This is a genomic window from Vibrio sp. Isolate32 (assembly GCF_022397955.1).
Classification (GTDB): Bacteria; Pseudomonadota; Gammaproteobacteria; order Enterobacterales; family Vibrionaceae; genus Vibrio.
Genome location: NZ_JAKEUQ010000025.1, coordinates 16,892 through 30,969 on the forward strand (window position 1 = coordinate 16,892; position 14,078 = coordinate 30,969).

16 protein-coding genes are annotated in these 14,078 nt (G+C 44.4%); 15 read left to right on the forward strand and 1 reads right to left on the reverse strand.

What is annotated here, in order from left to right; translation table 11 throughout:
* Positions 1 to 324: 324 nt before the first annotated feature.
* The 7 genes from L1D11_RS17275 (at position 325) to L1D11_RS17305 (ending at position 7,520) form a co-directional block, all read left to right on the forward strand.
* Positions 325 to 2,421: a TonB-dependent siderophore receptor gene (locus L1D11_RS17275; RefSeq protein WP_239862643.1), complete on the forward strand. Its 2,097-nt coding sequence runs from the start codon at positions 325 to 327 to the stop codon at positions 2,419 to 2,421.
* A 179-nt stretch (positions 2,422 to 2,600) separates the two neighbouring features.
* A complete protein-coding gene (locus tag L1D11_RS17280; protein WP_239832285.1) occupies positions 2,601 to 3,368 on the forward strand; it encodes a DUF3450 domain-containing protein in 768 nt (255 codons plus the stop codon).
* The gene (locus L1D11_RS17285) at positions 3,368 to 4,744 is read left to right on the forward strand and encodes a MotA/TolQ/ExbB proton channel family protein (RefSeq protein ID WP_239832251.1); all 1,377 of its coding nucleotides are present in this window, start codon (positions 3,368 to 3,370) and stop codon (positions 4,742 to 4,744) included. The genes L1D11_RS17280 and L1D11_RS17285 overlap by 1 nt, the downstream gene beginning before the upstream one ends.
* Positions 4,744 to 5,304, forward strand: coding sequence for a MotA/TolQ/ExbB proton channel family protein (locus tag L1D11_RS17290; RefSeq protein ID WP_102491147.1), 561 nt, complete (start codon positions 4,744 to 4,746; stop codon positions 5,302 to 5,304). Before L1D11_RS17285 ends, L1D11_RS17290 begins: the two co-directional genes overlap by 1 nt.
* Positions 5,301 to 5,705: a biopolymer transporter ExbD gene (locus tag L1D11_RS17295; protein WP_004731145.1), complete on the forward strand. Its 405-nt coding sequence runs from the start codon at positions 5,301 to 5,303 to the stop codon at positions 5,703 to 5,705. Before L1D11_RS17290 ends, L1D11_RS17295 begins: the two co-directional genes overlap by 4 nt.
* 19 nt (positions 5,706 to 5,724) lie before the next feature.
* Positions 5,725 to 6,345 (forward strand): energy transducer TonB, encoded by a 621-nt coding sequence (locus L1D11_RS17300; protein ID WP_239832252.1) that lies wholly within the window; start codon positions 5,725 to 5,727, stop codon positions 6,343 to 6,345.
* A complete protein-coding gene (locus L1D11_RS17305; RefSeq protein WP_239832253.1) occupies positions 6,342 to 7,520 on the forward strand; it encodes a BTAD domain-containing putative transcriptional regulator in 1,179 nt (392 codons plus the stop codon). Before L1D11_RS17300 ends, L1D11_RS17305 begins: the two co-directional genes overlap by 4 nt.
* 131 nt (positions 7,521 to 7,651) lie before the next feature.
* Here L1D11_RS17305 and L1D11_RS17310 read toward each other — a convergent pair whose 3' ends face one another.
* A complete protein-coding gene (locus tag L1D11_RS17310) occupies positions 7,652 to 7,972 on the reverse strand; it encodes a hypothetical protein (protein WP_239832254.1) in 321 nt (106 codons plus the stop codon).
* Positions 7,973 to 8,314: 342 nt separating this feature from the next.
* Between L1D11_RS17310 and L1D11_RS17315 the strand changes: the two genes are divergently transcribed.
* From L1D11_RS17315 to L1D11_RS17350, 8 genes are all read left to right on the forward strand, one after another.
* Positions 8,315 to 8,944 carry a PepSY-associated TM helix domain-containing protein gene (locus L1D11_RS17315; protein WP_239832255.1) on the forward strand — a complete coding sequence of 210 codons (630 nt, stop codon included), beginning with the start codon at positions 8,315 to 8,317 and terminating at the stop codon, positions 8,942 to 8,944.
* 71 nt (positions 8,945 to 9,015) lie between these two features.
* Positions 9,016 to 9,534, forward strand: a complete 519-nt coding sequence (locus tag L1D11_RS17320) for a DUF2271 domain-containing protein (RefSeq protein ID WP_239832256.1) — start codon at positions 9,016 to 9,018, stop codon at positions 9,532 to 9,534.
* Between the two features lie 101 nt (positions 9,535 to 9,635).
* Positions 9,636 to 10,472, forward strand: coding sequence for a DUF4198 domain-containing protein (locus tag L1D11_RS17325; protein ID WP_239832257.1), 837 nt, complete (start codon positions 9,636 to 9,638; stop codon positions 10,470 to 10,472).
* 116 nt (positions 10,473 to 10,588) lie between these two features.
* Entirely contained in the window at positions 10,589 to 10,924 is a 336-nt protein-coding gene (locus L1D11_RS17330) for a hypothetical protein (protein ID WP_048608222.1), read from the forward strand.
* Positions 10,921 to 11,502 (forward strand): hypothetical protein, encoded by a 582-nt coding sequence (locus tag L1D11_RS17335; RefSeq protein WP_239832258.1) that lies wholly within the window; start codon positions 10,921 to 10,923, stop codon positions 11,500 to 11,502. The genes L1D11_RS17330 and L1D11_RS17335 overlap by 4 nt, the downstream gene beginning before the upstream one ends.
* Before the next feature lie 31 nt (positions 11,503 to 11,533).
* Complete coding sequence (locus L1D11_RS17340) at positions 11,534 to 12,469, forward strand: zinc ABC transporter substrate-binding protein (RefSeq protein WP_239832259.1); 936 nt, start codon at positions 11,534 to 11,536, stop codon at positions 12,467 to 12,469.
* The gene (locus tag L1D11_RS17345; protein ID WP_239832260.1) at positions 12,469 to 13,203 is read left to right on the forward strand and encodes a metal ABC transporter ATP-binding protein; all 735 of its coding nucleotides are present in this window, start codon (positions 12,469 to 12,471) and stop codon (positions 13,201 to 13,203) included. Before L1D11_RS17340 ends, L1D11_RS17345 begins: the two co-directional genes overlap by 1 nt.
* On the forward strand, positions 13,203 to 14,078 hold the full coding sequence (locus L1D11_RS17350) for a metal ABC transporter permease (protein ID WP_239832261.1): 876 nt from the start codon (positions 13,203 to 13,205) through the stop codon (positions 14,076 to 14,078). Before L1D11_RS17345 ends, L1D11_RS17350 begins: the two co-directional genes overlap by 1 nt.

Sequence of the window (14,078 nt, forward strand, 5' to 3'; positions counted from 1 at the left end):
AAAATTTTTATCGTTTTTTGATTGTTAGATTGAGTGAGTAAATAACGCTGTTTCAAAATTTTTAATGGTGGGGCGGCGGGCTCGAAGAAAATCACTTCTAAGTATCTTTATGGAATAAGGTTCTGTTATATCTAATGAATAACGCTTACCAAGACCTTTACAAAACTTTACGAATGCAAAGAATGTAAATTCAATGCAAATGGTAATGGTTATCACTTATATTCTCTCGCGAGAAGATTCAGTGGTACCGGTAACAGTTCAGTGAGCACATTAAATAATTAACCATAGTGCTCGTAAAAAAAGAATAAAAGCGGAGTAAAGGACATGTTTTCAAAGAGCCCATTGGCTTTAGTGATCGGCGCAGTATTAGCTTCACCAGCAGTATTGGCAGAAACAGCAAAAACAGACGAGCACATGGTTGTTGAAGGTCGTGACTACGGTTACAAAGCCGATACGAACACAACAGCAATGCGTATGGAGGCGACTCAATTAGAGACTCCGGGACAAGTTTCAGTAATCGATGAGCAAATCATCGATGAGCAGCGTGCAACAACCCTAGGTGACGTTCTTAAGAATGACGCAAGTGTAAGTGCGGGTGGTACAAGCCGTAACCGTGAGCGCTTCTCGTTACGTGGTTTCTCTGTAGAAAGCTCTTCGGGCTTCCTTAAAAATGGCCAGCAACATTGGTCACACTACCGTCAACCAATCGAACTTCTAGAACGTGTTGAAGTACTTAAAGGGCCTTCTGGTCTTCTTTACGGTATTTCTGCACCAGGTGGTTTGATCAACATGGTAAGCAAGAAGCCTACTTACGACACGCAAGTAAGCTTAAGCCAAGACATCGGCTCAAATGATCACTCTCGTACGACTGTTGATGTAAGTGGCGCATTGAACGATGCGGAAACTTTACGTGGTCGTGCAATTGTGTCTAAAGAAAGCTACGGCTCTTGGAGAACATACGGTGACGGTACTGAACCGCAAACGGAGCGTTTTGTTGGTGGTGTCTTCGTTGATTACGATATAACTGAAGACGTAATGGTTTCTGTTTACTACGACAAGACTAACGACGAAGGTAGCGTGGATTCTGGTGCACTATACACACTAGACGGCAACCGCGTGGGTAGCGACAAGCATATCTGGGATGCGCAGTGGTCACAAATTGAGAACGATGTTGAGAACGTAGGTTTTGATATTGCTGCTAACCTGACTGACACATGGTCTTTAAAAACAGGTTTCAACTACCAAGACTTCGAACGTATCGATATGGAAAGCTACCCAAGCTTTAAAAATATGAATCCTGATGGTACGGGTACAGTTACTCAAGGTGGTAACTACCGTCACGATAAATGGCGTTTCAGAACAGCTTACGTCGATCTAACAACAACCGCTGAGCTTGCTGGCACAGAGCACCAACTATTGTTCGGTGCTAACTGGCTAGGCTACAGCTATTATCGTGGTATGGATCGCTTCAGCAGCGGCGAATACGTACCAGATGCAACGGTACCTGCACCGTCAGTGGGCCCTACATCGCTAGGTAAGATGAGCACTTACGATACTTGGGGCTTCTACATTCAAGACTTGATTACTATCAATGACGAATGGCAAGTTCTTGCGGGCGCTCGTTTCGACCGTAAAGTAAGTGATGGCGTTGCAGAAGAAAACGTTGCACCTAAGCTTGGCGTGATTTACCACCCAGCATCAAACGGTAGCATTTACGCTTCTTACTCTGAAAGCTTTGAACCACAAGGTGTTGTTTCTAGCGGTAGCCGTAATTACACGAACGATGGCGAACTTCTTGATGCTGCTACAGGTGTGTCTTACGAAGTTGGTACTAAGTGGGAATTGATGGACGAGCGTCTGTTTTTATCGGGTGCTGTTTTCGATATTACCCAAGAAAACATTTCAATGGATGTTGAGGATGCGGCATCAGGCGATTGGACGAAAACACAGGGTGGTGAACAAGTTCACCGTGGTGCTGAGCTAGGCGCACAAGGTCTTATCACGGATAGGTTCTCTATGTCAGGTTCTGCTATGTACCTAGATGCGGAAATCACTAACCATGAAACATACGCAGGTAACCGCCCAGTAGACGTTCCTGAGTTCGCAGCGAGCGTTTGGTCTACTTACGCAGCGACAAATGAGGTTGATGTGAATCTAGGCCTTATCTACGAAGGTTCTCGTTACGGTGACAGTGCTAACACATTCAAAAAAGACGGCTACGCTCGTTTCGATATGGGCGCAGCATACACCCTTAAGTACGATGACTCACTCGACTTTGTTGCTCGTCTAACAGTAGAAAACGTATTTGATAAAGAATACCTAGCAGGTGGCGGTTCAACTTCTTCAAAACATCAATTTGCAGAAGACGTAGTAATCGGCGAAGGTCGTAACTACATGGCCACTTTACAGGTGAAATACTAATTTGTTAGTGAGGGTACTATTCGTAGCCTAAATATGAAGGGGGGAAGTTTCGGCTTTCCCCTTTCGTGATTCTGCTGTTTAGTAAAAATATCCCTAGTATTGCGAGTGATTTTTAATGATAATGAGACTGTTTATCAATAAAATTCATTTAAACTTCTTTATAGTAAATGACTACAATTATGAATCTTTTAAAATCTAGCCTAGCGCTTGCCATCAGTTTGGTTGCAACGTCTTCTATGGCCAATAGCTTGGATCAAGCTCAATCAATTCAAAACAAGACCAATAACGCGTCGGCTTCGAGTCAAAAGGTTATTGATAAAAGCTCACAAGCGACTTTAATGCTGCAAGCTGAAATTGAGCGTCTTCAAGAAGAAGTCAAAAACTTAGAAATCTATCGTGATCACCTTGCTGCATTAGTCGAGAGCCAAAACCAAGAAGCTCAAAGCATTGAAGAGCAGATCGAAGAAATTAAATACACGCGCCAAGGCGTGGTGCCTTTGATGTATCAAATGATCGATGGTCTGCAACAGCTGGTAGAAAAAGACGTACCGATTAAGAAAGAGCAGCGTCTAGAGAGAGTGGAAAAGCTTCAAGGAATGATGACTCGTGCAGATGTAAGTGATGCTGAGAAATATCGTCGTATTCTAGAGGCGTACCAAATTGAGATGGACTACGGCATTAAGCTTGGTGCATACCAAGGTCGCGTAGAACTTGCGAGTGATAAAACGATTGAAGCAGACGTACTGCACTTAGGACGTATTTCTTTAGTTGCTCGTAACTTAAATGGCAGCCAATACTGGGCTTGGAATCAAACAGCAGCTCAATGGCAAGACGTTGATTCTTCGATGAAGTCTGAGCTCGATAAAGCGTACGATATAGCTAGCCAACAAGCGGCTCCAAGCTTGATTACTTTACCTGTTTCTTTACCTGTTGCGGAGGTTAAGTAATGAACTTGAAACCATTAGCAGCGTTGCTTTGCATTACATCACTTTCATTTTCTGCTTTCTCAGCTTCAGACTCGACGGCTCAGCTCGTTAACAAAGCAAAATCAGAGAACCGTACTCAAGCTTCTCATAACGTAGTTCGTGAAGCTGACTTTAAAAAGATTGAACAAGAACTTAAAGCGATCAAAGCGGAGCTTGAAGCGAAACGTACATCGGTTCAAAACGTGACAGACGTTCTTACTCAAACCTTCAGCGACAACGAAAACAAGCTTGCTCGTTTAGAAGAAAAATTGCGTTTAGAAACGGGTAGCCTTGGTGAGTTGTTCGGTGTCGTTCGTCAAAACGCGAAAGAACTGGGCGCAGAGCTTAGCTCAACAGTAAACAGCGTTGATCGCGCTGAGCATACAGCGACCGTTGAACAAATTATCGATGCGAAATCACTACCATCAATGTCACAGCTTTCTGGCTTGTGGATGAGTATGGTGGAGCAGATTCAAGCGAGCTCTGAGCTTAGCAAATATCAAATTGCTTTCATTAATGGTGATGGAAATACACAAAATGTTGATGCTTATCGCCTAGGCTCGATTGGCCTAGTGACAGATCAAGGTTACGTTAGCTGGAACACTCAGCGTGAAGACGCAATCGCGTACCTTAAACAGCCAGAAAGTGGCCCAACGTTAACATCACTTTCTTCATTAGCGAACGGTGAAGTGGCTAATGTGGTTGTTGATCCTTCTCGTGGATTCATGTTAGAGCAACTAGCGCTAACGCCAAGCCTAACTGATCGCCTTCAAGCGGGTGGTGTGGTTGGTAAAGTGATTCTTGGTTTGCTTGCAATTGGTCTAATCATCGCATTGGTTCGTGGTATTTCTTTGGCTATCGCTCGCCAGAAAATTCGTGCTCAACTTAAGAACCCAGAGCAAGCGGGTAACAACCCTCTAGGTCGTGTTCTTGCGGTTTACAACAAAGAGCAGAACCAAACGGTTGAAGCACTAGAGCTACGACTTTTAGAAGCGGTTGTTGATGAGCAGACTCACCTAGAGAAAGGCTTATCGATGCTTAAGTTATTGGCGGCACTAGCTCCAATGTTAGGTCTTCTAGGTACAGTAACCGGCATGATCGAAACATTCCAAGTGATCACTCAGTTTGGTAATGGCGACCCTAAAGTTATGGCGGGTGGTATCTCGATGGCGCTTGTAACAACGGTACTTGGTCTGGTTGCGGCAATGCCTCTTCTACTGGCACACAATATTCTTAGCACTCAAGCTGAGAATATTCGCAATATTCTTGAGAAACAAGGTATTGGTCTTGTTGCTGAGCAGGCAGAAAAAACGGTTGAATCAAGCGCAGTTGTTTCACCAGTTGGGACTGCTGCGTAATGGGTATTTTGTCGGGTTCTCTATTACCAGCGAGTTGGTTAACGAGTGACTGGCTGCTGTCTTTATCAAGCTTTATGGAGCAGGGCGGTTTCGTCCTGTGGTGGCTAGCCGCTGTCGTCCTAGTGTATTGGGTGCTTGTGGTAGAACGTGTGCTTTATCTTGCGTTCTACTTTCCTAAGCAACGCCAAGCTTGGATAGCAAAGTGGCATGAACGAGAAGATCACTCTTCTTGGCACGCTAAGGCCATTCGTGAAGGTTGGTTAGGCCAGGCGAGTATCTTGCTCAACCAAAACTTGAATTTTATTAAGCTGTTAGTCGCTATCTGTCCGATGTTGGGCTTGTTAGGTACCGTAACCGGTATGATCTCTGTTTTTGATGTCATGGCGACTCAAGGAAGCAGCGATCCTAAATTGATGGCTTCAGGCATTTCGTTAGCAACGCTACCAACCATGGCTGGTATGGTTGCTGCTTTAGCGGGCATGTTCGTTCACGCTCGTTTAGCGAAAGTGTGTAACCGCCTAGAATTAAAATTAGAAAAATCTTTAAGGAGTCAACGATGAGACTCGGTCGACGTCATTCAAAAAACGAAGAGGCTCAAATAGACCTTACTTCGATGCTTGATATTGTCTTTATCATGCTTATTTTCTTTATTGTGACCAGTTCATTTGTTCGTGAATCAGGGGTTGAAGTTAATCGCCCACAAGCTTCTAACGTAGTCAGCCAAAAGGATGCGGGCATCTTTGTTGCGATTACTTCTGCGAATGACATTTTCATCGATAAACGTGTTGTTGATGTTGAACGTGTCCAAGCGACGTTAGAGCACTTGTTGTTAGAACAACCTGATGCTTCTTTGGTTATTCAAGCGGATGAACACGCTTACAACGGTACGGTTGTTAAAGTGATGGACGCCGCTAAAGGTGCGGGTGTTAAAAACATTGCGCTTGCTGCTGAAAAGCGATGATCTTGGAGGATCTTCATAAATGATTCGCCTATTTCTTGCTTTACCGCTAGCGGGCGCATTGGGCTTAGCTCTGTTTTCTTTTATGGCTTGGATGGTCGATAATGGCCACCAACGTTCACCAGACAACAGTGAGACGTTAAGTTTCAACATGGTGATGGTGGAACAAGAACAAGAAGTCCAAAGAAGGCAACGTGCAGTTCCTGAAAAACCAGAAATTCCAGAGCCACCACCGGAAGCGCAAACATCTCAGTCACAAGCTGAAGTTACGCCTCTGAATTCGATGTCTTCTTTGCCTTCATTGGATTTGAATACATCCATTGATGGACTAGCGATTAATGCACCGATATTCTCTGATTTTGGATCAAACCAACAGGCAATGCCTTTGTATCGAGTAGAGCCTCGTTACCCTGTAAAAGCGCTTAAGCGCGGAGCTGAAGGCCATGTCATTATGTCTTTTACCATCGATGAAACGGGCCGCCCAATTGACATTCAAGTCACTGACGCAAACCCACGTCGTATGTTTGAACGTGAAGCGATGAGAGCACTTAAAAAATGGAAATATCAACCGAAAGTCGTCGATGGAAAAGCGATAGCTCAGGTTGGTCAAACCGTGAAACTAGAGTTTAAGTTGGCAAAATGATGAAACAGATATGGATATTAGTGGGCTTGTTGTTAATGCCCCTTACAACACAAGCGCAAGAGCTATCTCAATATACTGCCATTCGTGTTCAAAAGGCGCATAAGCTTGCTCAAGATGAACAGGTTAAACAGGCCATTGACGTACTTGCGGGTTTAGAGCTTTCTAAAGGCTACGACAAAGCGTACGTAGCTCGTATGCTGGGTGTGTTTTACTGGCAAGATGGCAAAACTGACGCGGCGATTAAGCAGCTAACTTATGCCGTTGATACTAATTTATTAGTCGATGAGCAAGCGTGGATAACGAAGCGTATGCTGGCTGATCTGTTATTAAACGATCAGCAGTTCAAAAACGCGCTTCCGCACTATTACGAGTTGGTAAAGACGGCACCTGAGGCGGAAAAGAAAGACGTACTTTGGATGCGAATTGCACAAGCGGAGTATCAAATCGAAAACTGGTCAAAAGTACTGGTGGCGATTGGTAATCGTGACAGGTTCAATGCAAAACTAGAGTTATCGCCTCTATCGCTAAAACTGGGTGCCCAGCTGCAGTTAAAACAGTGGAAGCAATCCATTCCAACGTTGGAGAGTCTTATTGAACTCCAACCACAGAAAGATAATTGGTGGCGTCAGCTTGTTGTTATTCAGCTAAGACTAGAGCGCAACCGCGATGCATTGAACACGCTAGCGATGGCTGATCTACAAGGTGTTGAGTTGAAAAACTCAGACCGCAGACTACTGGCTCAGCTTTATGCTAAACGCGGTATTCCAGAGCGTGCAGCACAAGAGATCGCTAAGTTAGATGATGCGAACAACGATGTTCAACTTCTGGCTGAACAAGCAACCTACTGGCAGCTAGCGAAAGAATGGGACAATGCGATTGAAGTGTGGACGTTAGCGTCTAAAAAAGACACTCAGTATCATTGGAACGTGGCTCAGTTACTGGTTCAGCAAGGTTACTACGATCGTGCTCTGGTTGTTTTGGATAAAGTGAAAGATAAAAACAAACAAGCCGATGTTGCTTTAGCGAAAGTTCGCTCATGGTACAAGCTAAAGAATCTTGATAATGCTCTTGCTCAAGCGAAACGTGCGAACAACATTGAGCCTTCTTCTGAAGCAAAAGGTTGGATTAAATATCTGACTCAGCTAAGAACAGTGAGTGATAACGGTAACGTTTAACTTCTAGTAACACAACAGAAGACAAGAGAAAATTATCAAGAGAAAAGAGTGTCATTTGATGGTTCAAATGACACTCTTTTTTAATTTTTGGCGGTTAAGGCTTTTTAATCTTTATCGTTCCAGTGCGTCAATTAAGGCTCGCACATTGTACCGCGGGACGTCGCACTTTGAATCACGCCGCTGGTATCAGCAACCCAATTAATGGTGCAGTCACGATAAGGGTTTTTAAAGGCGTGCAGCGTATAACCATTGTCTAATGGTTTCTTCGTCTCTACCCAAGCATAGTTTCGAGATGCCCAAAAGCTGATAGGGCGTGATCGCTCGGTGAGATAACGTTCTTGTACATCGGTTATGTCTGAACCGATGTATTGTTGAATATGCTCTTCCGTGCTGGCTATTTGGCTTGTACACGCCGTTGCTAGCGCAGCAAAAGCCAAAACAATAATACGCATTTCAAATCCTTTTAAGCTTAATTAGCTATCATCAAACCAGTGTTGAAATAGTCCTAATTTTCTATCCTTAAAGCCACAATTGTTATCTTAAACCAACCTCAATCAAGCATGTTGAGATTGAGGTTTTTTGAGGTTTGACGCTGTTATCGATAACCTCTAATAGAACGAATCAAATCCTCTAGTACACGTTAGCAAGAATATGCATACAGTTCGATTACTTCCCATGTAATGTTACGTAAATTGCCTTACGCCACTCGGCAAACGTAAACAATGTAAATTGAATGCCAATACGAATGATTATCAACTAAATTAGCGCCATAAAATTTATAGGTATTGGTTTGTATGTCGTTAAAAAGTAGGGCGGTTCAATCATGGGCTCGTCGACTTCATGTTTATATTTCAATGGCACTTCTGTTCGTTGTTCTTTTCTTCTCAGTGACGGGCATCACCCTGAACAGACCTGAGTTATTTGAATCAAGCGAACCCAATATTCAACGCTCTACTTTAGAGCTTCCTAGGAGTTTGTTCACGATCCAAGACGGTCGATTGAAAGCCGATCAAACTGCATTCGAAACGTTTCTGTTTGAAGAAGCGAATTTATCTGGGGTTCCTTCAGATTTGGACATTTACGAAGAGATCGAAGACGGTGAGCTGCTCCTTGGCGAAGTGTCTATGGACTTCAAAGGCCCTGGCTATAACGCTTCCGTGTTCGTTGACGTGACGTCTGAAATTGTCGAAGTCGAAACCACTAATTACGGTGTTATCGCACTGCTGAATGACCTTCATAAAGGGCGTAACAGTGGTGAAGTTTGGAAGTGGTTTATCGATATCACAGCGCTATTGATGATCTTCTTTGTGCTTACTGGCGTCTGCTTACTGTTACCTAAGAAAAAGACACTCAATACCTCCATCAAATGGACGGTGTTTGGATCTGCAATCTCACTTGTTATCTATTTTTTCGCCGTGCCTTAACGCTTGATTCGATTGATGAATTGGATTGAAGAACGAACTTAAGGTTAAACGGATTTAAAAGGTTGTTAAAAATGAAAAAAATGAACTGGAGCAAGGTGCTTCTTGCTTTATCTCTTTTGCCAAGCCTAGGTATGGCACAAGCGATTACTGATTCGGCAAAACTTGATGTCAGCTTTGAGCTCCCAAAAATTGATACGTCTATGTATGCACGTCCTTATGTGGCGGTGTGGGTAGAGAATAGCGAACGAAAGTCAGTGAAAACTATCGAGCTTTGGGTCGGTAAAGACGAATGGCTTAAGGATCTGCGTAGCTGGTGGAGAAAGGTTGGCCGTTACGATCGTGAACTGGTTGATGCTGTGACGTCTGCAACACGTCCTGCTGGTCAGTACCGTTTCGTTTGGGATGGCAAGAGCGACAGCGGTGCGGCGTTAGAACAAGGTGAATACACGGTTCATATCGAAGTCGTTCGTGAACATGGTGGTCGTAATTACCTTCGCCAAAAAGTATCTCTTACAGATTCAAATGCTTCTTATGAGTTAAAGGCAACAGAAGAGACGGGTGAAATTACCCTGAACTACATCGCTAAATAGTAAGTGTGAAATAGTAAAAGCAAACTGAACAGAATAGACAGTCGTCATCGTAGGCTCAGTTTGAGCGACACGGCTAACAATTATAAATAATGGAATTGAACATGATGAAACAGACAAAAATTAAGGCGCTTGCACTAGCGGGTGTTCTGGCATTTGGCTTAGCAGCAACGACAACAGCACAGGCTCACCCACGTTGGATTTTGCCATCTCACTTTACGGTATCTAAAGAAGGTGGTGATTGGCTAACGTTCGACGTAACTGCGTCTCACGGTACGTTTGTGTTTGATAAGCCTGCTGGTAGCGAAAATGCTCATGTCATCATGCCAGATGGCCGCAGTGAGCGCCCTAACTTTGTGATTCGTGGCAAGCGTCGTTCAATCTTCGACTTCTATTTTGAAGAAGAAGGTACACACAAGGTCGCAATTAACAACGAACCGTCTTACTACACGCAATACAAAGCGGGTCGTCGTGACACGGTGAAGTGGGTTAAAGCAAACAAAGCGGAACGTGACTCAGTGCTACCAGAAAAGGCACGTGACGTGGTAACGCAAGTCGACTTCACACGTGCTGAAAGCTACATCACAGTAGGTAAGCCATCGGATTCAGTCTTCAAAATTGAAGGCAAGCTACTTGAAATGAAACCTATTACACACCCTTCAGACATCATTGAAGACGAACCAGTAACATTCCAGTTCTACTACAACGGTGAAGTTCAGAAAGGCGTTACAGCGGAAATCACTCGTGAAGGTACGCTTTACCGCAACCACCAAGAGCAGATTGATGTGGTGAGCGATGAGAACGGTGAGATCACGTTTACTCCGGACGTAGCGGGTCGTTACGTAATGAAAGCGAACTACAAAGGTGAGTTGATTGGCAACCCACTGGCAGATAAAGCAAGCGCCAACGTTCACCTGACGTTCGAAGCATTGCTTCAATAATCCGTGATATCAGGGCTAGATTCCTGATTAAGCAATCAAAAAACTTAAGGGCTCATTTGAGCCCTTTATCACTCAGTTTATGACTGAGAATTTGCACTGTGGCTAGGGTACAAACCATGACAATAAAAACAAAACTGAACGCTTTAATGACTCCTTGCTTAGCACTGGGACTTGGTTTCGCTGCATTACCTGCACAAGCACACTTTCCATTAATGAGTTGCTGGTTTGAAGGCAAAACTGTTGCCTGTGAAGCGGGTTATTCTGATGGCAGCAAAGCGATTGATTACGCTGTTGAGATGTACGATTACGAAGACAACTTGATTGCAAAAGAGATGACGGATAAGCGCTCTATCGTTGAGTTCCCAAACCCTGACACTGAGTTCTATCTTGTGTTTGATTCAGGCCACGAGTTTCCTGTTGAAGTAGACGTTGTTGAGATTAGCGAAAAATGATGATTCAAGGCGTACGTGCTGACACGGGCGGCAGAGAAGGCAAATGGGTAGGTCTGATCATTGTATTCATCCTGAGCTTTGCCACGGTCGCTATCCCATTTCATCAGGCAGAAACCCACGTTAAAGTAGTGCTTGATCATCAAATTTTGGTGATCGATGTTGAACAAGAAAACTTGGCGATGCTATCAGAGTTACGTTTGGCTCATGAAGAGATTCGTGACCTACGCATGGACTCTGACGGTGAATGGCCAAGTGTTGCGTCACTTAAAGATGAATGGGTCGCGCCATTTGTTGAAGACCAGAGTTGGAAGCGCAAAGGTTCTCATACTTGGTTATTGGACGAGCGTGGTTATTACTTTTCGACTCTAAGCGAATATGCGACCTCAAGTGAACAAGCTACACCAACCGATCATGGCTTTGCTGATTCCTTTATTTTAAACGCGAACAGCGTTTCGCCCGAAATCTGGATTTTCTTGGGTGGTGTAGCAAAGCAGCCTGAAACCTTTGACCAACGTACGCTTGAGTCAGCGGGCTGGAAATTGGTCGTTAATGAATCAGAAATTGAACCGCATCATTAAAACGATGCTCACTAATAATAAGAGAATTACTATGCGAACTATGACGCTATTGATGTCGTTATTGGCGGTGTTCATGGCACCGAATGCATTGGCAAAAGAGTACAAAATCGACAGCGATAAGCTGACGATTGGTATCACGCTTCAGCCTTATTACAGTTATGTAAAAGCCGTAGTAGGCGATAAAGTGAACATTCTTCCTTTGGTTGACGCAGGTTTCAACCCACATAACTACTTACCACAACCCAATGATTTAAAGCGATTGAGCCAAATGGATGCAATCGTAGTAAACGGTATTGGTCACGATGACTTCGCACTTAAAGTAATTTCAGCCGCGCAACGTGATGACTTGGTTGTGATCGAAGCAAACAAAGAGGTGCCTTTACTTCCAGCTCTTGGTCAATCTGTTGGTCAGGGTGCTGTTAACCCGCATACTTTTGTAGGGCTTTCGACAACCATTCAAAAGGTTTACACCATTACCAGTGAAGTGTCTAAGCTCGACCCGGGCAACGCTGCGTTTTATCGCAAGAATGCGCGTAAGTACGCTAAGCAATTTCGTTTCATGAAGCGTGATGCGATGTTGTCATTAGGTGAGTTAGATACATCAGGCATGAAGGTTGCGACTACGCACAACGCTTATGGTTACATTCTTCAAGAGTTTGGTGTGGATGTCGCGGCAGTAATCGAGCCAGCACACGGTGTTGAGCCAAGTGCTAGCCAACTTCAAGAGACGATCGAGAAGATCCGCGCATCGGGCATTGATGTTTTGTTCTACGAGTTAAACATGCCAAACCGTTTTGTTGACACGATTGAAGCGGAAACAGGCGTTCAGCTTTACCGTTTCTCTCACATGACGCACGGTGACTATGAAGACGATAAAGTAGAAGTTGAGATGAAGAAGAACTTAGAGACGTTAATCGAAGCAATGAAGTTTGCGGCGGCGAACCAAGCTAAAAGCGGGAACGCATAATGCTAGGTCCATCAATCTCAATTAATAAACTGGGTCTACAGTACGATAACAATGTGATTCTTGATGATATCTCGCTAGAACTTAAAGCGGGCGAGTGTCATGTGATTATGGGACCAAACGGCGGAGGAAAAACTTCTTTGCTGCGCTCTGTGCTTGGCCTTACGCCTTTCTCTGGTCAAATCAATATCCACTGGTCAGAAAAGCCAAGTATCGGTTACGTTCCCCAAAAAGCGACCTTCGAATCAAGCTTGCCTTTGACGGTAATGGACTTTGTTCTGCTTAATCAGACGAGAATCCCTCTGTTTTGGCGTCGTAAATCAAAGCAATTAGATCTTGCTCTCGCGCAGTTAGATCGCGTTGGTATGGCGACACGTAGCGACCGCCGCATGGGGCAGTTGTCGGGCGGTGAGCAGCAACGCGTTTTGTTTGCTCAAGCGCTATTGGATAACCCGAGCTTATTGGTATTAGATGAACCTACGACGGGCATGGACGAGCAGGGCGTTCGTTATCTGGAATCACTGATTCATGAATGCGTTGATGAAGGCCGAACAATTCTAGCAGTTCACCACGATGTTACTGCGGTACGTCGACTTGAAGCGAACGTACATGTCGTTAACCGATTCTTAGTGGATAGTGGCCCACATGAGCAAGTATTGCATCCAACTAAGATCGAAAGCCTATTCCAGCACTACAGTAGTGGCTCTGTAATGACTGAATCGAAGGAGGTTGCGTAATGGACTGGTTACGACAATTTGCCATTAGTGGTGTTGAAGCGGGTTTCTTATCTGAAAGCTTTATGTATGCCTTCATGGTAAATGCTTTGGTTGCAGCTTTATTACTTGGCCCGCTTTTAGGTGGTCTTGGCACTTTGGTGATTGCTAAGCGTCTGGCTTTTTTCTCTGAAGCGGTAGGACATGCGGCATTAACCGGAATCGCTATTGGTGTTTTGCTTGGCGAACCACCAGAGAACCCAATTATTGGCCTGTTTAGTTTTTGTATGATCTTCGCTCTGCTTCTTCATTTTGTAAGAAACAGAACCAATGTGCCATACGACACCTTAGTTGGCGTTTTTCTTGCGCTAGCCTTAGCGGTCGGTGCGGCATTGCTGATGTACGTTGCCCGTAAGATTAACATCCACATGCTTGAGAACGTACTGTTTGGCTCGATTCTTACCGTAACAGACCAAGACTTAGCGATCCTTGCTGGTAGTTGCGCGATTATTATCTTGCTCTTGATACCGACATTCAACCGTATTCTCCTGACCTGTATCAGCCCTGATATAGCCAAGGTGCGTGGCTACAACACCAGCTTCTACGATTACTTGTTTGTCATGATGATCACCTTAGTGACAATTGCAGCCGTAAAGATCGTGGGTGCTGTTTTAGTCGGCGCGTTATTGCTGATTCCAGGTGCGACAGCTCGATTGCTGACTAAGCGTATGGGGAGCTTTGTATTGCTGTCGGCGTTACTAGCAACCATCGCGTGTTTGGTTGGAACGGTATTGCCTATGGAGCTTAAGTTGCCAGTACCATCGGGCGCGTCAATCATCATCGTTTCTGCGACGTTTTTTTTAGCAGCAACGCTATATCGAATTGTAAGAAAGGCGTAA

What these genes read in the sequence shown, in the direction of transcription:
- L1D11_RS17275 (WP_239862643.1), top strand. Translation starts at nt 325, where the DNA reads ATGTTTTCAAAGAGCCCATTGGCTTTAGTGATCGGCGCAGTATTAGCT.
- L1D11_RS17280 (WP_239832285.1), top strand. Translation starts at nt 2,601, where the DNA reads ATGAATCTTTTAAAATCTAGCCTAGCGCTTGCCATCAGTTTGGTTGCA.
- L1D11_RS17285 (WP_239832251.1), top strand. Translation starts at nt 3,368, where the DNA reads ATGAACTTGAAACCATTAGCAGCGTTGCTTTGCATTACATCACTTTCA.
- L1D11_RS17290 (WP_102491147.1), top strand. Translation starts at nt 4,744, where the DNA reads ATGGGTATTTTGTCGGGTTCTCTATTACCAGCGAGTTGGTTAACGAGT.
- L1D11_RS17295 (WP_004731145.1), top strand. Translation starts at nt 5,301, where the DNA reads ATGAGACTCGGTCGACGTCATTCAAAAAACGAAGAGGCTCAAATAGAC.
- L1D11_RS17300 (WP_239832252.1), top strand. Translation starts at nt 5,725, where the DNA reads ATGATTCGCCTATTTCTTGCTTTACCGCTAGCGGGCGCATTGGGCTTA.
- L1D11_RS17305 (WP_239832253.1), top strand. Translation starts at nt 6,342, where the DNA reads ATGATGAAACAGATATGGATATTAGTGGGCTTGTTGTTAATGCCCCTT.
- L1D11_RS17310 (WP_239832254.1), bottom strand. Translation starts at nt 7,972, where the DNA reads ATGCGTATTATTGTTTTGGCTTTTGCTGCGCTAGCAACGGCGTGTACA.
- L1D11_RS17315 (WP_239832255.1), top strand. Translation starts at nt 8,315, where the DNA reads ATGTCGTTAAAAAGTAGGGCGGTTCAATCATGGGCTCGTCGACTTCAT.
- L1D11_RS17320 (WP_239832256.1), top strand. Translation starts at nt 9,016, where the DNA reads ATGAAAAAAATGAACTGGAGCAAGGTGCTTCTTGCTTTATCTCTTTTG.
- L1D11_RS17325 (WP_239832257.1), top strand. Translation starts at nt 9,636, where the DNA reads ATGATGAAACAGACAAAAATTAAGGCGCTTGCACTAGCGGGTGTTCTG.
- L1D11_RS17330 (WP_048608222.1), top strand. Translation starts at nt 10,589, where the DNA reads ATGACAATAAAAACAAAACTGAACGCTTTAATGACTCCTTGCTTAGCA.
- L1D11_RS17335 (WP_239832258.1), top strand. Translation starts at nt 10,921, where the DNA reads ATGATGATTCAAGGCGTACGTGCTGACACGGGCGGCAGAGAAGGCAAA.
- L1D11_RS17340 (WP_239832259.1), top strand. Translation starts at nt 11,534, where the DNA reads ATGCGAACTATGACGCTATTGATGTCGTTATTGGCGGTGTTCATGGCA.
- L1D11_RS17345 (WP_239832260.1), top strand. Translation starts at nt 12,469, where the DNA reads ATGCTAGGTCCATCAATCTCAATTAATAAACTGGGTCTACAGTACGAT.
- L1D11_RS17350 (WP_239832261.1), top strand. Translation starts at nt 13,203, where the DNA reads ATGGACTGGTTACGACAATTTGCCATTAGTGGTGTTGAAGCGGGTTTC.